The following is a 19,095-nucleotide window of genomic DNA, read 5'->3' on the forward strand; positions in this document are numbered from 1 at the left end:
TTATTAATCTAAAAGGCGACTCTTAAGTGCGTAAAGACACTCAAGAGTCGCTCTTTTTTAACGATATTAATGAATCAGTTATTTTGTTAAGGCATCCCAATTCTCATGCTTTAACGACATCTGCCAGTAACCTAGTTCATAAGCACTACTCTTAATGAAGACATCGGTCATTTGTTGACGTTCAGCATCATCGACCTGACTGGCAGCCAGATTAGTAAGTTGAATCATTTGGTTAACACTATCTGTGTAGCCTTCACTATCGTACGTTTCAATCCACTGTTGATAAAGTGAAACGGGGGCTCCCTTAGAAATGACCGCCTTGCCAATCTCGTTATATAACCAGTAGCAGGGCAATAGTGCAGAGATTGCTCGTTGGGGAGTTCCTCGATAAAGGGCCGCATACATATGATTGACATAGTTGTAAGCAGTCGGGGCAATTGGGGTTAATGCAATCTCTTCTTTGGTGATGTTCAATTCGGTAAAGAAACCTTTCCGAACAGCAATTTCGCCATTCTTAAGGCCTTCAGCACCCTTTCTTAGAAAGTCGATCGCTGATGGGTCATCCAATTGATCAGCAATCAGATTGTGGAGTTTTCCAAATTCACTCAGATAGTAGCGGTCTTGCAACAAGTAATATCGAAATGTCGACATTGGCAGTTCGCCGGCAGTTAACTGTTTGATGAACGGGTGGTTCACGCTCCGCAGCCAAAGGGGTTTGGCAAGTTCATGCATTTTATCCGTAAAAGTCGTTGAAGTTTTCAAAGTAGTCCTCCTATTTTTCATCCGGTAGTTGTGGTTCTGGAAATCCAAACATCAGTGTGAGGTCACAAACAATTTTTGACCGATAAAATTTAAAAAGCCCACTTCAAGATTCAAAGTGGGCTTTCAGTCATTTACATCGGATGAATTTTATTTGACTAAAATGGTCTCCCTACGGCAGTGCTAACTGCATCAGGTTCCATGGGTATATCTCAGCTGTGTTCAGCGCCCCAGACCACAAAATACGTTATTGAGTTATGGTACATTTTTTATTAAACGCGGAAACCGGGGAAAAGTCAAGAAGTGCTGAAGGTGTGGATTTTAGATGGGTGAGTTCATACAATATTAATTGCTGAATAAATATTAAAAGCCTTCAACGAATTTACGTTGAAGGCTTTATAATATTATTGTTCTTTTGTTCGATAAGTTAGCAGTTATCTTGCAAGAATCAGTTTCCACCGGATTCTTGGAGGTTTCGTCCTCATAATTACTAGTATTATCGTTTTATGTGTGGCAATTTAGTTCGATTAATTGGTTCCTCCCCAATTAGTTTCCTAAAAGGTGAAGTGTTTTTCGACTTTGAGTAGCCGACCGACCACAAGTACGCCAGTACCTATATGTTCGAGACCACCGAGAAATTGCATTAACCGAATTCCCAAAGTGTTGAATCGTCTAAACAAACGAAGTCGAGAATTTTCTTGTGATACATCTAGCTGTAAAGCTATTAAGCAAGAAACAAAACGTTTAGATTCATCAAACAGTAACTTAATTCGGGAAGATCGGTTATAACAATTTCTCTTTAAACGCTAGGTTATAAGAGAGCCACTACAACCGGGCTTCCCATGGTAGACTGATGCTTGGTCGCTCCAGGATCTTTAAATTCGTTTGTCATGACTCTCACCTCTTCAAAGTTTTATATTTGGTAACGAAAAATGCCCAGCCGCTTCACGACTGGACACATTAAAAATACTTTTGCCAGTCGTTGAGCTTTAGCACTATGTGATGTAGTTAAAATCTAACAGCCACATTAGTCCAAGCCTTACTTTGACCTGGACAGCTGACTCATTGGCGTCTTTCGACGTTTCTGAGCAGTAGCATTTTTCACATAGGAGCCTCACCTAACAGCTATATTCATTTTTCATTCCAAAAGCTATACTATCACGTCTATCACAGATGTGCAACTTTTAAGCTCACATATCCATTCCAGGAATATTCAGATCTTCAACTTTAACGCCACGTTCTTTAGCGAAAGCATTCATCAAAGTCTTCATATCCATGAGTTTGTATTGCTTTGGATGATCTGGATCGTAAACTTCAAACTGAGCCATCATACCGCCATCTTCGTGTTCAATAATGTGGCAGTGGTTCATGTAAACACCCAAATGATCGAACCAGACCTTCAAACGGACGGTTTCACCAGGGTTGACACCAACGGTATCCTTCAAACCATTTTCGTTAGGATAGGGTGCATGACCATTTCTGGAAACAACTCTGAATTGAGTTCCATGCATATGGTAAGGGTGAACCATTCCGTTGCTCATGTCGTTGGTATTGCTAATGTCCCAATATTCAACGTTACCGAGCTTTTGCTTGTCATCAATTCGTTGCATATCAAATTTCTTATTGTTGATCATAACTTCTTCATCCATACCAGACATGACAACCTTGTGAACTGGAGCTCCCGGGGTAACATCTGGATCTGGAATATCAACTAAGTGATCAGGTAATTTGGTGTTGTCAGGTGCAAATTCATGAATTCTGAATCGCATGATTGGTACATCATCACAGTACATGGTGACTTCATCGCCTGGCTTGTATTTACCAAAGTCAACGATAATTTCAGCCCGTTCTGCACAGGTCAACATTAAGTGGGTGAAGTCGACTGGTTCAGGAAGGATTCCACCATCAGAGGCAATTTGAGTAAATTTCAAATCATCACTGAAATGCAGGCGCCATTCACGGCGGTTAGCACCGTCTAGAAGACGCATTCTTAGCCGCTGTGTCGTTACATCAAAGTATGGATTAATGGTACCGTTGATCATTGCAGTTGGTCCCTGAACGCCATCAGGGTCATAATCAGCCATGTAATCCCATTGATTGTCCTTGTGGAAGCGACGATCCTGTAAAATCACTGGAATATCGTCAACGCCATAGTTTCTTGGGAATGGGAGTTTGCTTTCAACGTCGTCTTTAACGACAACCGCAGTAGCCAATCCTTTCCAAACGTGTTGGGCAGTTGATGGGCATGGATGAGCGTGCAGCCAAAGTGTTGCAGCCGGCTGATCACATTTGAATTCAATTTGAGCACTCTTGCCAGGATAAACCGGGGCGTGACAGCCACCATCAGTAACAGGTCCTGGTACGTTTAATCCGTGCCAATGGAAAGTGGTTAATTCCGGCAGTTCATTTTTGAGAGTGATGTGAATCATTTTGCCCTTTTTGAACAAAATGGTTTTTCCAAGAAGATCGGTATTGTATCCCCAAGTCTTGGTCTTTTTACCAGGTAATAACTGAGCCTCACCGGTTTGAGCGATGACCGTGTAATACATATCGGTATCGGTTTCCTTATCCGGCTTCAACAACTCTGGAATTTTTAATGCTTGTTGAGGAGTCTTGGGTTCCTCTAATGGGACAAATCCACCATCGTGAGTATTGAAAGCAGGTTCATCAAAAAAGTAATCTGTATAAACTTTTCTGTCTGACATTTTATCCGCATCCTTTGATTATTTTTGGATTCAGTTTAATTTTACTACTTAATTCGACGGTGATACAGGATTTGTGGCATAATGGAATTACAAGAGTATAAGAGGAGGTGTCACTGTGGCAGATGTAGTAACTTTCGATAAGTTGAACGACGCAGCAACTAAAAAGGCGGTTGAGGATTTTATTGAATTTTATCTTCGTTGGTTTAAGAAAAACGACCTTGAGATTTTGGCTGAATACAAGATTGATTGGTACTTGGCTGACATCAATCACTACATTTTCGAGAACAAATCCTTTACTCCAGAACAGATGGTAGATGCATTACTTGAACAACGCGGCACAGATATTAAACACGTTATTTCCGTAATCAACCTTGATTATTATGATGATGGTAGTCTTAAGGACGGATCCTGGGATAAATGGTATCAAGAAAAATTCGAAAAAGTTCCAAAGAGAGACTAGTCTTTTGAATATACTTTCAATTGTGAATTTGCTATGATTGAGTTAAATAAAGTAGTGGGGAGGGATTTTCATGGCTAAAGAAAAGACCGAGCATTCAAACAATCAAAAGAATCCAAAGAAACTTGAATACAAGACCGATGTTGATGTCCATCAAATGGTGATTAACAAGTCGGTTATGTCGCTAAAAGTACCTACAATTCTGGCGCAAAAGAAAGCTCAGGGGTTATTAACCAAAGCCATTGACGATGGAATTACCCCTTACTACCTCAAGCAGGAAACGATTGAACGATTGGGTGGCATTAGCCACCATGAATAACATGCGCTGAGACCCGTTTTGTCCGGAGCATAAATTAGAGGAATCATTAACGAACCTAATTGGCTCGTTGATGATTCCTCTATTTTTTATGTTGGGTTTAGCGTTATCCGCAAATCGGTTAGGAAGGCTTGCAGCTGGCCATTAAAAATAAAATGTCAACATAAAATAAGCTCCATCCAGCAAATGAATGATTCATTCATTTGTCAGACGGGGCTTATTAGCAACATCATTTTGCTTTGGCAAGCACAAAAGCCATATTATTTTGAATGGGTGTAGTAAAACTGATGGTACTTGGATATCCTGATTTACCAACTGAATTTGCGGCACCGTCATTTACATAAATGCCGACCTGATAACCTTGGCTCATTAATGAAGCCAGCTTATCACGGGTGTATCCTTTTGCCGCAAGCATTTTGCCAACGGTTTTTGCCCTTCCAGTAACACTAGAATTAGGGTGCATCAAGAAGTCATGAACGATCGTTTTGTGGGTTAACATGCCTTCAGTTACCGTTCCACTGATCATTCCCAAATTAATCACATTTTGATAATCAGTGATTTTATTCATAGCAGCCTGCTGAGACAAGTTGAGGCTCACATTTACGTTTGGAATTAACTTAAGTAATGCTCGCGTGAGCTTTTGAGATTTATCGGATTTTAAATAATTGAGATATTGAGCATCATTATCAAAACTGTTGATGTCTTTGACGACAGCTGGGGTTACGTAACCGTGCCAGATGTAGCCTTTAACTTTGCTACCATAATTACTAATTGAATAGTAGACTTTATTTTTCCGGACAAATGAACGGGTCACATACCAGGTTGTGTGCTGATAATTTTTTAAGTTATGGAGCTTTTTACTAAAACGAGAATTCCAGATGTACGCATTTCTTTTGGTGTTGGTATAATAAATTGCTGCTTGATCCTTTCCAGAATTCCAAGTGTACTTGTTAGTGGACGTCCAGGCATGAGAGGTAACCTGTTGGGTACTCATACCGATTCCGATTGCCAATAAGGCAAGGGACAAGAATTTTACAAATCGTTTTTGCATTATTAAATTTCCCCCTTCACGGAGATATTATCCGGTAGGTTAATGGCATTGTCAACGTTAATCATTTGACGGTGTGATTAGATACAAAATAAGGATCCACAGACCAATTCGATTTGGCCGATGGGTCCTTTATTTGTGGTAGAAAAGTGTTGCGGCTTCCCACGTTAAATCTATGGTGCTGTAAATCGAAGAAGTGATCTCACAAGTTGTGCTTTGGTGCCATTTTGTCGGCAGAAATTTTATACAGTTCTCTATTTAAGGATTTTTCATCAGAAGCGACTGCAATAGCGGTTGTCGTATCTCCAACCACATTGAGGACCGTTCTAAACATTCCCGAGAACCAATCGATTCCTGCCAAGATTGCAATACTTTGCAACGGCAGTCCCAAGGTTGGGACAACAATGGTCAATGCAACCAGGCCACCACCGGGAACGACAACCGTTCCCAAGCAGGCGATGATTGATAACAGAACAATTTTGACCATCGATATTGGTGAAACAGACATTCCATACATTTGAGTCAACGTTAAGCACGATAGGGACAGATACATCGCCAAGCCGTTACTGTTCAATGCCATTCCCAGTGGTAGGACCAGTTGACTAATTGATTTTTCAACCCCTAACCGATCTTCGGCATCCTCCATTTCAATTGGAAGTGAAATCGCTGAAGAAGTGGTGGTAAACGCAACTAGGATAATCCTTGAGAAGCCGCGGACTAATCCTCGCAGCGGTACTTTGGCGTACCAGCTGATAAAGCCAAACAGGACAATCAAGAAAGTGACGCTACCCAGGCCAAATGCCGTTAAGAATTTGAGCAGGGGCAGGATGACTTTAATCCCGCTGGTTGCGGTTACCCAAGCCATTAGTGCGGCAATTCCGATTGGTGCCAGCTTCATGACCAACATGACCAGCTTGACAGTTAGCTGATTCATTTGTTTGACGAAACTTAGCACCTGATTGAACTTACCGTCACGATTGGCGCGGTTCAGGACAATTCCAAATAATATCGCAAAAATAATCACTTGGATGACATTGCCCTTTGCCAACGCGTCAAAAATATTTGTTGGGAAGAAGTCCAAAACAGTCTGACTAAAGTTAGTCGATGCTTTGGCAACTGTTCCCGAGGTGCTGACGGATGCCAGCTTGATGCCATTTCCGGGATTGACCGCATAGCCAATTGCCAGCCCGAGGACTGCCGCAATCAGTGTCGTGACCAGAAACCACAGTGCGGTTTTGCCACCCAATCTTCCCAGTTGAGCGGATTTCAAACTACCCAGGGCTTCGATAACGGCGCCAAATATTAGCAGGACGACTGCCATTTGAATTAAGCGGAGAAAAATATTTCCCAGTAATTGAATGCCGGCGATCTTTGGCCCAAATGCCAATCCAAGACCGGCGCCGACAATCATTCCAATTCCGATTTGTGCAGTAATACTAATCCGTTTCAAGTTATTTCCCCCAAACGTTAATATGCTTGTTGGCGGAGACTCTCCGTCAATAGTTCAACCCCACGGAGGAGATCTTCTTTACTTGTGTTTTCTTCAGGGGCATGACTGATACCGTTAATGCTTGGGACAAAGATCATCGTCGTGCGGGTCACTTTCGCCATGATTTGACTATCGTGGCCGGCACCTGATGCCAATTGGGTTGAGCTAAAGCCTAACCGATCGGCAATCTTTTGGTTAGCTGACAACAATTGATCGTCCAAATGGGTGACATCACTTTTGGCCCATCGATTAACGGTACTGGTGATGTTAGTTGTCTGATTTTGTTCAACAACCTGGTTGATAATGTGTTCAAATTTGTCTAAAACATTTTCGCTGCTGTAACGGGTATCAATCGAGAAGGTGACGAACCCAGGGATGACGTTGGATGTGTTCGGCGAAACGTGCATTTCACCCACCGTAAACGTGAGGTTCTTGTTAAGCTCATGGGCGCGGCTACGGAGCTCACTGATTAAAGTGACAGCCATTTCCAACGCATCCGCTCTTTCGTCCATTGGCGTCGTCCCAGCGTGATTGGCGATTCCTTTGACGGTCACGGTAAATCGCCGCTGGCCAACAATCGCGGTGACCAGGCCGATTTGTAATTGCCGGTCAATGAGTCTTGGGCCTTGTTCAATGTGTAGTTCGGTAAAGGTTGATGGCAAACCGGGCTTGGCATGTGTGACACCAGGTAAATTCAATTTGCCAACAGCGTCTTTTCTGGCATTCTCGAAAGAAATTCCATCAGGGTCAGTCATTGCCAAATTCACTTTCTGATTGGTGTAGTGCTTGGATCCGGTAAATGTATCCGGAAAGCGACTGCCTTCTTCTTCGGAAAACGAAATCAAACGGATTGTTTTCTTCGGCCGGCCAGCAGTTTCTAACAAATCTTCAATTGCTTGGAGACCGCCAAGAACACCATACAGACCATCAAAGCGACCACCTTGGGCCACGGTATCAATGTGTGAACCGACTGCAATGACTTGATCGGGGTGAACAGTTCCAGGAATATCCATATAGGTGGTTCCAAAATCGTCAACGCTGACTTGAAGTCCGAGGTCAAGGCCCCACTTGATAACCTGTTGCTGCGCACTGACCCAGGTTGGTGAATAGACTAACCGATTTTGACCGATCTCACCTTTGGATAAACCATTAATGGTCTCGAGTCGGTGAGTTAACTGATTAAGTTGGGTTGTTGTCATATGACCGCCCCTATTTCACCGCGCTGACACCGGTAAGTGGAGATGACGCAACAGCGCCGTGTTCGATAACCCGTCCCGGCTTAGCCAAGTAAGCTTTTCGGCCAGCTTCAACAGCCAGCTTGAAGGCTTCGGCCATTAACGGAATGTTGCCGGCAGTTGCCATTGAGGTGTTGGCCATGACAGCGGCAGCACCCATTTCCATTGCTTCGGCAGCTTGACTTGGACGGCCAATTCCGGCATCGACGATGATTGGGACGTTAATTTCATCAATCAAAATTTGAATTAAGTCTTTGGTGGACAATCCTTTGTTGGTTCCGATTGGGGCACCCAAAGGCATCACGGTTGCGGCACCAGCGTCAACCAATTGACGAGCAACGTTTAAGTCCGGCAGCATGTAAGGCATCACAATGAAGCCTTCTTTTGCCAACACTTCAGTTGCTTTTAAAGTTTCGTAGTTATTGGGCATCAAATACTTTTTGTCTGGCACAACTTCAAGTTTGATGAAGTCACTACCACTCAATTCACGGGCAATATGGGCTGTCCGAATGGCTTCTTCAGCGTTGGTTGATCCTGAAGTGTTAGGTAAAATGGTAATTCCTTCAGGAATGTAATTTAAAATGTTTTCTTTGCCAGTGTTGCTTCGACGCAAAGCCATCGTGATAATTTGAGCCTTGGCGTTATTAATTGCTGAATCGATTAAATCGTAAGAATATTTTCCAGAACCTAAAATAAAACGTGAAGTAAAGGTGTGACTACCAATTACCAATTCATCTTTTTCATTTGCCATAAGAATTCTCCTTAGATTTCTTTTTCACCTAAAATTAATCGGGTAACCATATTTGCTTCGTGACCTGCTGCGATCATAACTCGTGGTGCCATTAAACCTTCGGCACCCTTGGATGTGCCGTCACCTGCAATGTAGAGGTTGGGGCGGGGATGCTTGGTTGTAATGGTGTTGGAACTGTGGATGCCGGCCATTCCGGTACCCATGACAATTGGCTTGTCAGGGTAGAACTCGGAAGCGGCATCCAGCAGCATTGCCTTGGCGGCCGGGTTATCAAATGCTTCAGTGATAATATCGGCGTCCGCAAACAATTCCTTAACATTGTCGTGAGTCACTTCAACCTGCTTGGTTTTAATCTCAATAAAGGGATTAAATTCCTGGAGGTTTTGCTTTAACGCCACGACCTTTGGCATGCCAACCTGACTCAACTTAAATTGCTGCCGGTTTAAATTACTTAATTCAATTGAATCAAAATCAATTAAAGTCAGATGACCGACACCAATTCGAGTTAAAGCGATCGCAATGTTTGAACCCAAACCGCCGGCACCGGCAATGGTGACATGAGCTTTTGTCAACTTGTCGGTTGAATCCTTAACGTTGCGTTCTTTCATACCTTGATAAACTTGTTCATAGCTCATTCCTTGTACAACTGGTTCCTGCATGTTTTACGATCTCCTTTTAGCCGCCACCAACGAACGATATTAGTTCCAGTTTGTCATTTTCTGATATTTTGACGTGATCAAAATCGGCACGATGGATAATATCGCCGTTGCGTTCGACAACGATATTGTCGATTGGCGCATCACGCTTATTCAAAAAGTCAGTAATGGTTTGTCCGACAGCGCCGGACTCCTGTTGACCATTGACCGTTACCATAAAAAGACCTCCTTCTTCATATTCCGAAGAAAGAGGCCTTTTTTTAAAAATGGTTTAACGTTTAAATTCAATTTGCAGAAAAGAAAAGCCTTCTTTTCCGCAAAAAGAAGGTTTAAAAGTCATCGCTTATTACGCACTTTTAAATTCGCTCTTCCTTCGGCAGTACAAACTACATCAGGTTCGATGGGTATTATCTCAGCCTTTTCAGGCACCCCAGACGAAGTATTCAGTTAGGCTTGATTAATTTCCAAGCTCATGCTTTATTTATAACCGCATACATTATGAAAGTCAAGCGATAATAATCTCTATACTTTTTGCCAGCCTTCAATTACACTGATGGCAAAAGTAAAAATATTGGAGGAAATGATTGTGAAACTAACAAATCGACCACTTTATCTCGTAACGGATCACACTGGATTAACCGATGAACAGTTTTTTAATGCCATTGAACAGGGATGCCAGAATGGTGTCGGCTTGGTTCAATTGCGCCAAAAAGAAGGCACCAGTCGGGAAATCTTTGAGCTGGCACAAAAAGTGAAGGTAATCACTGATAAATACAAGATTCCGCTGATTATTGATGACCGATTGGATATTGCTCAAGCAGTCGATGCGGCTGGCGTTCATCTTGGCCAAAGCGACTTACCAGTTGACGTTGCCCGTAGAATTCTTGGGCCAAAGAAAATTATCGGAGCGACCGCCAAGACTTTGAAACAGGCAAAAACGGCTGAAGAAATGGGTGCTGATTATCTGGGAACCGGCGCCATTTTCCCAACTACCACGCACGTTAAGACTGTCCATACTTCAGTCGAAACATTGGGTAAAATTAGGCGAGCAGTTGGCATCACGGTGTACGCAATCGGCGGACTTAAAGCTGATAACGTGGATGCCATCGATGGCGCACATGTTGACGGGGTGGCTGTAGTTTCGGCGATTATGAAGGCACAGGATCCGGCTGCGGCTACTCGGAAACTGCGGGATGCGGTTGAGGAAGCGATCGGGTAAATTCTATTAGGTTACAAACCGAGTTCATATAAGTAGTTTGATTGCCGTTTCGTGGTACTATTAGTGTGAAATTACTGTAATAGCATGTCACACTAATAGGGGAAGTGGACGTTATGAAGAGTTGGGTAAAAGTCACGATTATGTCTGTTTTGGGCTTGGCAAGTATTTTTGTGGCGCAGACAGTTTTCGCTGCATCCAATCCCATTGGACAAGCATATAGTGAACTAGGTTCCTCCGGGGTTTATCGGCCTACACCTGTAAAAGCTAACACAACAACCAGTTTCGATATTTTTTTGAAGCCAAATAATCTTCAAGAATTCTTTCAACAGGCTATGGATGTAAATACTCCGGATAATTTGCAGTTCAAAAATTATTTAACACCATCAGATATTCAGTCAAAATATGGTCAACCATCAACTGTGACTAATAGTTGGAAGTCATACTTAAAGAAAAATCACTTACGAACTTTGGTGTATGACAACGGAATCCAATTAACTGTGACTGGAAAGGTAAAATACATTGATAAGACCTTCCACGTAAACATGAATACTGCTACTTACCACAGCAATCCACTACAGTTTGGTAGTAAAAAGCCAAACATTCCTTCAAAGCTTGCAAACACGGTGTGGACTGTGTTGGGGATGACTGATCATAATCGAAATTATGTAATGCCTAACAGTAACATGCCTCTCGTAAAGAAAGGTAACGATTATTCTTTTTCCGGCTTCACCAACCGATTTGTGAATCAATATGATGTTCAGCCCTTATATGATCAAGGTATGACAGGTAAAGGACAAACCATTGGCATTATTGCGTTTGGAAATATCAAGAAAAGTAATGCCTATCATTTTTGGAAACATGAAAATGCAAGCACTGACATGCATCGACTCACGACCAAGGTGATTCCTGGTGATATGTACAAGGGTAATCTGGTCAGTCTCGATGAAGGCGAAACAACGATGGATGTTGAATATGTAGGCTCTGTCGCCCCACAAGCAAATGTGAGAATTTACTGGGTTCGAAGCCCATATCCAACAGTTATGAATATGATTAACGCTTACGCTACTGCATTAAACGAAAACAAGGCAAGCAGTTTATCAACCAGTTGGGGACTTTTTGGGAGTTCATACTTGAATTTGTTAGTTAGGCACAAGGTTTTAAGCTCAAAATATTTGGATGTTTTAAATTTTGTGCTTGCTCAATCCGCAATCCAAGGTGTTTCAAGTTTTGTCGCTTCGGGCGACACAGGTGCTCTAAACTTCGACGTTAAGGGCATTGCAGGTAATCATTTGTTGATGGATCGTTCTATAAATGGAAATTTACCATTTGATGCAAATCCGTGGATAACATCGACGGGTGGCACTACATTACCCTTTGATGGAAATCTTCCGACTAAGGGAAATGAAAAATCACTTGGGAAAGTCACAATTTCTAGCGAAAGAAGTTGGGGGACAGATTATATATGGCCACTTGTAGGCAATCCGGATAGACTTGCTCAAGTCCCAGATAGAATCGATGGGCTGTTGAGAGGCAGTGGTGGCGGATTTAATAAACTTACGAGTACCCCAACTTACCAACAAGGGGTACCTGGCGTGAATACCTTCAATGCCAGAAATTATGTCTCAAGTCTGAATCAATTTGTTTTGGGCGCGCCACTTGTTCATGGAACCGATTCAGGAAGAAATTATCCTGATGTTTCTGCAGATGCCGACCCCGAAACAGGGTACAAGGTATATTACAAAAAAGATGGCATTCAGTGGCCCCCAAGTGGTGGAACCAGTATTGTTGCGCCTCAATACGCCGCAATGACAGCTGTTATTAATAGCCAGCCTGGTCGTGCACGAATGGGATTCTGGAATGCTCAAATCTATCAGCTAGCCCAGAAATCTGATTCACCGTTCCACCCATTAAATGCGACAACTGATAATTCAAACTTGTATTATACTGGTCAGCCAGGAACAGTCTACAATCAAGCAAGTGGATTAGGAACAACGGACTTCGCAAAGCTGGCAGAAGATTATAAATAACATGATGGAGTCATCCTTACTTTACACAGTGGAGGGTGACTCTATTATTTTACTTAATTGCATGAGCAGATGTGTCAGAGCAATCGCTTTTTAATTTTTCCAAGTAATTTGTTGCTTTCTTGCCAGTGATATAATGTTATTTAGCAACGGATTCAAGATAGGTTTTCGGTTTCCGCAAACCAAATAATGGCCGAAAAACAAACACTTATCATCAATAATTAGACGCATAAGCACTGATTTGACAGGGATGCTCTAAATCGAAGGCATCCATATTACCACATGCTCTAAAGCATAGCTTGATACATATAATAGACGGAATTACATTGAGGAGGATCGATATGGTTGATGATCACTTTGCTCAACAACTCAAAGCAAGAAGAAAGAATTCATCACTCACTCAGCAACAACTTGCAGACAAACTGAATGTTTCACGCAAAACGATTTCTGGTTGGGAAACCGGTCGTAATCGTCCTGATATTGATATTCTCCGTCAAATGGCCAAAATTTATCATATTTCACTGGATCAATTAGTGTCGGATGCTGATAAGGTTGATCAAAGCCAAAATTCTGGGATTATACGGTTTACCCGTAATTCATTAGTAGTGATGCTTGCAATCATTATAGCTGAACGGGTAACTCAGTATTCGACTCGTGCTGGATTTCTTCTGGCCGATATCCTGATCTTCTGGATACTTGGGTTAAGAATTTTAGCAAGCAGAAAAGGAATAAGACGAATTCATTCTTTAAGATCTGGTTTGTTCCTTGGAGCCTATATAATATTTGTGATTGTGGCAATTGTTAGCGCATATGTATATGTATTTAATATGGGGTTCGGTTTACAATATGGTATTGGATTTTCCGGATACCTGGGATTGCTTAATTTGTTCTTAATTTTTCGCCACAAGTTTGAGTTGAAGTGAGTTCCTTCTAGCCAAATATTGATCACATTCTGCATTATTAGGAGAGATTGTGATGTCTGATATTTTGGTGTTTAAGAATTTAACGAAACAATTTGGCAAACATAAGGTTTTGGATAACCTTTCTTTTCATATCCCCAAAGGACATGTCGTTGGCTTGGTCGGTCCTAATGGATCTGGAAAGTCTACCATTATGAAATGTATCCTAGGCATTTATCCATATGAACAAGGCGCCCTTTATTTTGAAGGGCAGAAGATTACGAGCAAGAACGTTAACCGAATGAGTTCCAGAACCGGTGCGTTGATTGAAAGCCCATCGATTTACCCATTTTTAACCGGTATGCAGCATTTTAAGCTATATTCAGCAACAAAGGCTGACGTAGCTGACGTCGTGAACTTAATGGGTATGGGAAAGTATATCAACTCAAAAGTTACAAGATATTCTTTTGGTGTGAAGCAAAAGCTTGGGATTGCGTTAGCATTAATCAACAAACCAGATCTCGTGATTTTAGATGAACCAATGAATGGGCTGGACTTGATGGCAACTTTGGATCTTAGAAAGATAATTACGTCTGAAGCTCAGCGAGGAATCACTTTTATTGTCTCTAGTCATATTTTAAGCGAGCTCGAAAAGATTTCCGATGATATCATTCTAATTAATAATGGCAAAATGTTTTTTCAAACCACAATGCCAGAGCTACGGGGTCTCGGTCAAAGGTCTTATATTCTCACAACCAATGACAATAAGGCTGCCAAAAATCTGTTGCTTCAACATGGCTTTGTTGTTGCTGATAATGGAAGTTCTATTCAGATTGATAATTCTGCACGTCAGTTAAATGATTTCCTGACCCTTTTAATTGAAAACCATATTGAATTGCTGGATATTTCCCATCAGGGGATGGATCTTGAGACAGCTACTCTAAGTTATATTAAGGGTTCAAGGGAGGCTGTTCACAATGATTGATTTATTGAAGCAGGAATTTTTTAAGTTAGTTCATCAAAAGGGCATTTTGTTTTCACCGTTGGTTTTGTTTGGCTTGATGCTCTTTGTTGGAATCTCAAGTAAAAATACCGGAGACTTAAATTATTACATTACTCAATCTTTCGCTGGCGGAGAGTGGGCGGATGTTTTACTGATTATTGCCAGCGCCAACATCGTTACCATGGAATTTGAGCATGGCACAATTAAACACATGATTGCCCAGCACAATAATCGTTTCTTGATTTATTTTACCAAGATGATAGTTGTGAGCGCGTATTGTGTTGTCCTACATGGCTTCATGTTTATTTTCACCATCGTTGTTAAATATATTTCATATGGATCAACTCACCCGTTTGGGGCGATATATGATAACAATCAAACGGTGATGCAAAACCTGATGACATTTTTATTTAGTAATTTATTTTCTTGTTTGCTGATCATCACAATTGTGTTCTTAATTGCCAGTTTAAGCCGCACAAGCTCAATTGCCGCAGTAGTTGGTTTACTATTTATTTTTATGGGAACGCCTATTTCGAATTTACTAATTCACATGGTAGGCAATGGTTCTTCAATCATTAAATGGAACCCGGGAAATATGTTTAATGTTGCATTTCAGTTCCTGACGCCAGGTACAATTCATACGTCATTATTAAGTGACGGTGAGCTGATTATTGGAAATCTGATTTGGGCTGGATTGTTTATTGCTATTGGGTACTATGCGTTTAAGAAAAAGCGTATTTGAGTGACTCATTTAAATGAGTTGAGTGTTAATTATCTTTTTGATGATTAGCACTTTTTTACTTTAAAAAGTAAAGTTTATTCGAACGTTATCAAATAAAACATAACAAAAATAAAAGTATACTTTACTTTAGGAAAAGATGGGTATACTATATAGACAATTCAAAAAGAAACCGGTGTTTTTGAAGGTTGGGGGTAAGTTAATGAGTCGAATGAAGGATAGCAACGATCGGATAGATAACAAGGTATATGAGTATCGTGTTTTACGTCATCTGTCCCAGTCAGAGCTGGCGGATGCGGTTGGCGTGTCAAAACAAACGATATTGGTTATGGAAAAAGGAAATTACTCTCCATCACTAATTCTGGCATTCCGATTAGCCGATTATTTTGGAGCATCAATTACTGATATTTTTAATTATCACAAAGGAGACGAAGAGCAATGAAAATTCATTCACTGTCTGACATTCCGGCCTGGTTATTTTATCCACTGAAAACTTGGACGGATTCGAGTTACAACCACTATAACTTATTTTTATCCTTGATTATGATTGAGGTTTTATTTGCCCTGGGGGCCTGGTGGTATCTTTACAAAAAGATTGGTAAGAGCGATGAGCGAACTGATCGGATTTATCTTCGGGCAACTATGTTGTGTTTTGTAGTAGTCATTGCGTGTGAAAGTATATTTCCAACCGAATACTTGCTGAAACAGTTTGAGGCTCTTAAATATGGAATTGGGATGTTAGCTGCAGACATTTACCTGTTTGTCGTCTATCGTAGAAGCAACTAAAGAAGGCCAAAGCAATGAAAATTTTATCTGTAAATAATCTCAACCAGTCGTTTGGATCTCGACATGTTCTTAATGACATTTCTTTTGATATTAAAAGTGGAACAATTGTTGGATTGGTCGGCCCAAACGGTGCAGGGAAGTCGACGATTATGAAGGACATTCTGGGATTGTTGGATTATCAATCAGGAACGATCACTGTTGCCGGAACTAATACTTCTTTTCAAGATCATAGACCATTGAAGCAAGTTGGTGCATTAATTGAATATCCTGGTCTATATCCATTTCTCACGGGCTGGGATAACTTGAAACTGTTTGCTACATCAAAAGCTAACGTTGAAAAGGTTGTGTCTGAGCTTCATATGAGTTCTTACATTAAGAAACGAGCTGGCCACTATTCATTGGGGATGAAACAAAAGCTTGGTATCGCATTGGCGCTTGTTAATGAGCCGAACCTAGTCATTTTGGATGAACCAATGAATGGCTTGGACCCGCAATCAGTTAAAGACTTGAGAGTTTTAATTAAGCAGATGGCTGAGAATGGAACAACTTTCTTGATTTCATCACATATTCTGAGTGAGTTGGAGAAACTGGCTGATGATTTAATCGTGATAAAGAAAGGCAGAATCATCCAGCATACAAGTATGGAAGAAATGTTGAACAGAGATAGTCACTTTATTATTTTGAAGACCAGTGACGACCGTGCAGCAAATAGTCTTGTTGTGAATGCAGGATATCAAGTCACTGCCAGTCAACCATTGACAATTATTGAAAGCAAATCAGATGAAGTTGCTAAACTACTAAGTTTACTTTCAGAAAACGATATCGAAATCATCGATCTTCAACATAATGAAGGTAACTTAGAACATTCGTTGTTAACAGTATTGGCAGAAGAGAAGGTGTAGGGTCATGATGATTTTAATTCGACAAGAGCTTTTTAAGTTATTTAAGAAGCACAGTACATGGATTTCATTAATTGTTATGATGGTAATTCAGATTGGATTTGCAGTAATGGCTAAGATTCATCCAGATGTGTTCAATCCACAAGAAACCTATACAACTGGATACTATGCGACAACATTGTTAGTTTTCTATCTAATTGCTGCAAGTAGTTCGATTATCACGATGGAATTCCAATATGGAACGATTAAAAATTTACTATATCGAGAATATCCTCGTGGCAAAATCTTAATTAGCAAATGGATCACCCTTCTGGTTTATTCAGTTGCATGGCTTGTCTGGATCAATATCAGTTCATTGTTAATTAAGTTTATCCTGTTTCCCAAAGTAGACTTAGGTGCAAACTTAGGTCATGGGTATACGGTGTTGACGAGTACAATTGTGGTTGATCTTGCCAACCTGTTAACTGTATGGTTGATCTTAAGCATTGTGATACTTCTCAGTAATTTGTTTAAGAACTCTGCTGCTGCGATTTCTGTTGGAATTATCAGTTCTTTTGTCACTAATATAATGTCTGGGATGAGTGCTCTGCTAGTTATTAAATGGCCATGGTTAAAGTGGGATCCTTTGAATATGCTACAATATCCGGATCAAATCCTTTCTCCCAGTGAAATTCATCTAACCCGGTTGACATTGACTCAGTTATTTTCAGGAAATCTCGTTTACATTGTTTTATTACTGACAGCAGGGTATTTTGTGTTCCAGCATCGAGCAGTCTGATCCTTAAGAAACATGACCAATTATAATCTTTATCAATATTCAGTAGATATGTAACGTTCACATTAGATTAGCTGTGAGTGTTGGAAAATCAGGCTAGTTAAACTTAGTGATTCTGTGACTTTGATGAAGGGTTAACGGGAAGGAGAAACAGTCATGCAAGTAATCATAAAGAGCTTTGGCATATTTCTATCATGGGTAAGCAGTGGATTCCTAATTTACTTCTTTGTGACACTATCAGGCAGTACAGATGTCCGATTGAATTGGTACTTTGTTGCCATTGTACTGTTTATCATGTTTGTGGTCCAAACAATATTTGTATACAGGGATCAAAGAAAACATAACGGGAACAAAATATAGTTGTTATTTTAATATTTAAGGAAAAATGTCCATTCATGCTAAGAAGCCCATCAATCAATTGTTTTATTATTGATTGATGGGTCTCTCCGTGTGTCATTGCTTAGTAATGGAATATCGCGGATTTCAAGAATGCTTTCCTGTTTGAAGTGTTATGCCTAATTCAGCCGGAGTTCAATGAATATTAACAAATGTGCTAAATCATAGCTTGATACATAGAATAGACGGAATTACATTAATACTTAAGAATGCGAGGTAAGATCATATCTTAAAAACCTTGTTCCAGTTTATGATTCATATACTCCCAGTTATTCTACTGATTGGATTAGCCTTTTTAGTAGGGTTTACGGTCGGACTGTACTATTAATAATGTAGTGATTCAGCTTGTGGCTTCAAGCACAATTTATCAACTCAACAAGTGGATGTAAGCCAGTTTCTGAGCCAACTTTTAAGAGAAGGTATAATAAATCAATCGTCTCGTAAAAGAAAGGAACTTTTACATGCCAACTCATTATTCCGTTCGTTTGTAGGAAATGCCTATAATCTTACGTACTTAATATGCAGAATGGCGCGCAGGTGAGAAGTCAGCTGAACACCGTTTATAATAAAAAATGTGTAATTAGGATATGTAATACTTGATAAGTACGTAGGATACGTATACTATTACAGATAGTAGGTGAACCAAATCTATAAGGAACTGTTATTTATCTTCCCTAAGCCTTTTGATCGTAAGTGGCGAAAGCTGGGGCTGGGTTATGATGACAAAGAGAATTTGAAGCGATTGATTTCTGAGTATGTGCGGTATGCGGTGGAGGATCAAAGACCGTTCAAGTTTCCCGGAGACATAATTTTGGGAACTGGTGGTGCTATCAAAATGAGATTTGATAGCGAGCATAGTGATCAAGAAAAAAGTGGGAGTTATCGAATCATTTATTTTGTGATGGTGGAAAATGAAATTCGTTTCCTAAAAATATATGG

19 protein-coding genes and 3 riboswitches are annotated in these 19,095 nt (G+C 40.6%); of the genes, 11 read left to right on the forward strand and 8 right to left on the reverse strand.

Going from position 1 to position 19,095, the window contains the following annotated elements; all coding sequences use genetic code 11:
- Positions 1 to 78: 78 nt before the first annotated feature.
- Together tenA and LKE01_RS09890 are read right to left on the reverse strand one after the other, a co-directional pair.
- Positions 79 to 762, reverse strand: a complete 684-nt coding sequence (gene tenA / locus LKE01_RS09885; protein WP_449826298.1) for a thiaminase II — start codon at positions 760 to 762, stop codon at positions 79 to 81.
- 149 nt (positions 763 to 911) lie between these two features.
- Positions 912 to 1,002: riboswitch (TPP riboswitch) on the reverse strand.
- 724 nt (positions 1,003 to 1,726) lie between these two features.
- Positions 1,727 to 1,892, reverse strand: a riboswitch (M-box (ykoK) riboswitch).
- 57 nt (positions 1,893 to 1,949) lie between these two features.
- Positions 1,950 to 3,464 (reverse strand): multicopper oxidase family protein, encoded by a 1,515-nt coding sequence (locus tag LKE01_RS09890; protein ID WP_054769642.1) that lies wholly within the window; start codon positions 3,462 to 3,464, stop codon positions 1,950 to 1,952.
- Between the two features lie 115 nt (positions 3,465 to 3,579).
- On the opposite strand from LKE01_RS09890, the gene LKE01_RS09895 reads away from it, so the two are divergent.
- A complete protein-coding gene (locus LKE01_RS09895) occupies positions 3,580 to 3,924 on the forward strand; it encodes a hypothetical protein (protein WP_056982247.1) in 345 nt (114 codons plus the stop codon).
- A gap of 70 nt (positions 3,925 to 3,994) precedes the next feature.
- A complete protein-coding gene (locus tag LKE01_RS09900; protein ID WP_054769641.1) occupies positions 3,995 to 4,240 on the forward strand; it encodes a hypothetical protein in 246 nt (81 codons plus the stop codon).
- Positions 4,241 to 4,466: 226 nt separating this feature from the next.
- On the opposite strand, the gene LKE01_RS09905 is transcribed toward LKE01_RS09900, so the two are convergent.
- The 6 genes from LKE01_RS09905 to thiS all read right to left on the reverse strand — a co-directional run bounded on the left by LKE01_RS09905 (position 4,467) and on the right by thiS (position 9,633).
- Positions 4,467 to 5,288, reverse strand: coding sequence for a hypothetical protein (locus LKE01_RS09905; protein WP_056982238.1), 822 nt, complete (start codon positions 5,286 to 5,288; stop codon positions 4,467 to 4,469).
- Positions 5,289 to 5,487: 199 nt separating this feature from the next.
- Positions 5,488 to 6,735 carry a dicarboxylate/amino acid:cation symporter gene (locus LKE01_RS09910; RefSeq protein ID WP_056982235.1) on the reverse strand — a complete coding sequence of 416 codons (1,248 nt, stop codon included), beginning with the start codon at positions 6,733 to 6,735 and terminating at the stop codon, positions 5,488 to 5,490.
- 17 nt (positions 6,736 to 6,752) lie between these two features.
- Positions 6,753 to 7,973: a M20 family metallo-hydrolase gene (locus LKE01_RS09915; protein ID WP_054769640.1), complete on the reverse strand. Its 1,221-nt coding sequence runs from the start codon at positions 7,971 to 7,973 to the stop codon at positions 6,753 to 6,755.
- 10 nt (positions 7,974 to 7,983) lie between these two features.
- Positions 7,984 to 8,760 carry a thiazole synthase gene (locus tag LKE01_RS09920; protein ID WP_056982231.1) on the reverse strand — a complete coding sequence of 259 codons (777 nt, stop codon included), beginning with the start codon at positions 8,758 to 8,760 and terminating at the stop codon, positions 7,984 to 7,986.
- 11 nt (positions 8,761 to 8,771) lie between these two features.
- Positions 8,772 to 9,419: a sulfur carrier protein ThiS adenylyltransferase ThiF gene (thiF, locus tag LKE01_RS09925; RefSeq protein ID WP_054769639.1), complete on the reverse strand. Its 648-nt coding sequence runs from the start codon at positions 9,417 to 9,419 to the stop codon at positions 8,772 to 8,774.
- A gap of 16 nt (positions 9,420 to 9,435) precedes the next feature.
- A complete protein-coding gene (thiS, locus tag LKE01_RS09930; RefSeq protein ID WP_054769638.1) occupies positions 9,436 to 9,633 on the reverse strand; it encodes a sulfur carrier protein ThiS in 198 nt (65 codons plus the stop codon).
- Between the two features lie 133 nt (positions 9,634 to 9,766).
- Positions 9,767 to 9,859, reverse strand: a riboswitch (TPP riboswitch).
- Positions 9,860 to 10,002: 143 nt separating this feature from the next.
- On the opposite strand from thiS, the gene thiE reads away from it, so the two are divergent.
- The 9 genes from thiE (at position 10,003) to LKE01_RS09975 (ending at position 17,763) form a co-directional block, all read left to right on the forward strand.
- A complete protein-coding gene (gene thiE / locus LKE01_RS09935) occupies positions 10,003 to 10,635 on the forward strand; it encodes a thiamine phosphate synthase (RefSeq protein WP_056982229.1) in 633 nt (210 codons plus the stop codon).
- Between the two features lie 113 nt (positions 10,636 to 10,748).
- On the forward strand, positions 10,749 to 12,662 hold the full coding sequence (locus LKE01_RS09940; protein ID WP_146979227.1) for a S53 family peptidase: 1,914 nt from the start codon (positions 10,749 to 10,751) through the stop codon (positions 12,660 to 12,662).
- 338 nt (positions 12,663 to 13,000) lie between these two features.
- Positions 13,001 to 13,582, forward strand: coding sequence for a helix-turn-helix domain-containing protein (locus tag LKE01_RS09945; RefSeq protein WP_056982225.1), 582 nt, complete (start codon positions 13,001 to 13,003; stop codon positions 13,580 to 13,582).
- A gap of 52 nt (positions 13,583 to 13,634) precedes the next feature.
- A complete protein-coding gene (locus LKE01_RS09950) occupies positions 13,635 to 14,543 on the forward strand; it encodes an ABC transporter ATP-binding protein (protein ID WP_054769637.1) in 909 nt (302 codons plus the stop codon).
- Entirely contained in the window at positions 14,536 to 15,303 is a 768-nt protein-coding gene (locus tag LKE01_RS09955; protein WP_056982223.1) for an ABC transporter permease, read from the forward strand. The genes LKE01_RS09950 and LKE01_RS09955 overlap by 8 nt, the downstream gene beginning before the upstream one ends.
- Before the next feature lie 208 nt (positions 15,304 to 15,511).
- On the forward strand, positions 15,512 to 15,742 hold the full coding sequence (locus tag LKE01_RS09960) for a helix-turn-helix transcriptional regulator (RefSeq protein WP_020281415.1): 231 nt from the start codon (positions 15,512 to 15,514) through the stop codon (positions 15,740 to 15,742).
- Positions 15,739 to 16,086 carry a hypothetical protein gene (locus LKE01_RS09965; RefSeq protein ID WP_054769634.1) on the forward strand — a complete coding sequence of 116 codons (348 nt, stop codon included), beginning with the start codon at positions 15,739 to 15,741 and terminating at the stop codon, positions 16,084 to 16,086. The genes LKE01_RS09960 and LKE01_RS09965 overlap by 4 nt, the downstream gene beginning before the upstream one ends.
- Before the next feature lie 14 nt (positions 16,087 to 16,100).
- Positions 16,101 to 16,988, forward strand: coding sequence for an ABC transporter ATP-binding protein (locus tag LKE01_RS09970; protein WP_054769633.1), 888 nt, complete (start codon positions 16,101 to 16,103; stop codon positions 16,986 to 16,988).
- A gap of 4 nt (positions 16,989 to 16,992) precedes the next feature.
- Positions 16,993 to 17,763: an ABC transporter permease gene (locus tag LKE01_RS09975; RefSeq protein WP_054769632.1), complete on the forward strand. Its 771-nt coding sequence runs from the start codon at positions 16,993 to 16,995 to the stop codon at positions 17,761 to 17,763.
- Positions 17,764 to 19,095: the final 1,332 nt, after the last annotated feature.

The sequence above is a fragment of the Lentilactobacillus kefiri genome, assembly GCF_007989105.1.
Classification (GTDB): domain Bacteria; phylum Bacillota; class Bacilli; order Lactobacillales; family Lactobacillaceae; genus Lentilactobacillus; species Lentilactobacillus kefiri.

Coding starts and splice junctions, on each gene's coding strand:
- LKE01_RS09965 (WP_054769634.1), top strand. CDS start 15,739: ATGAAAATTCATTCACTGTCTGACATTCCGGCCTGGTTATTTTATCCA.
- LKE01_RS09890 (WP_054769642.1), bottom strand. CDS start 3,464: ATGTCAGACAGAAAAGTTTATACAGATTACTTTTTTGATGAACCTGCT.
- LKE01_RS09915 (WP_054769640.1), bottom strand. CDS start 7,973: ATGACAACAACCCAACTTAATCAGTTAACTCACCGACTCGAGACCATT.
- LKE01_RS09950 (WP_054769637.1), top strand. CDS start 13,635: ATGTCTGATATTTTGGTGTTTAAGAATTTAACGAAACAATTTGGCAAA.
- LKE01_RS09970 (WP_054769633.1), top strand. CDS start 16,101: ATGAAAATTTTATCTGTAAATAATCTCAACCAGTCGTTTGGATCTCGA.
- LKE01_RS09975 (WP_054769632.1), top strand. CDS start 16,993: ATGATGATTTTAATTCGACAAGAGCTTTTTAAGTTATTTAAGAAGCAC.
- thiS (WP_054769638.1), bottom strand. CDS start 9,633: ATGGTAACGGTCAATGGTCAACAGGAGTCCGGCGCTGTCGGACAAACC.
- LKE01_RS09920 (WP_056982231.1), bottom strand. CDS start 8,760: ATGGCAAATGAAAAAGATGAATTGGTAATTGGTAGTCACACCTTTACT.
- LKE01_RS09900 (WP_054769641.1), top strand. CDS start 3,995: ATGGCTAAAGAAAAGACCGAGCATTCAAACAATCAAAAGAATCCAAAG.
- LKE01_RS09955 (WP_056982223.1), top strand. CDS start 14,536: ATGATTGATTTATTGAAGCAGGAATTTTTTAAGTTAGTTCATCAAAAG.
- LKE01_RS09960 (WP_020281415.1), top strand. CDS start 15,512: ATGAAGGATAGCAACGATCGGATAGATAACAAGGTATATGAGTATCGT.
- LKE01_RS09940 (WP_146979227.1), top strand. CDS start 10,749: ATGAAGAGTTGGGTAAAAGTCACGATTATGTCTGTTTTGGGCTTGGCA.
- LKE01_RS09905 (WP_056982238.1), bottom strand. CDS start 5,288: ATGCAAAAACGATTTGTAAAATTCTTGTCCCTTGCCTTATTGGCAATC.
- LKE01_RS09945 (WP_056982225.1), top strand. CDS start 13,001: ATGGTTGATGATCACTTTGCTCAACAACTCAAAGCAAGAAGAAAGAAT.
- thiF (WP_054769639.1), bottom strand. CDS start 9,419: ATGCAGGAACCAGTTGTACAAGGAATGAGCTATGAACAAGTTTATCAA.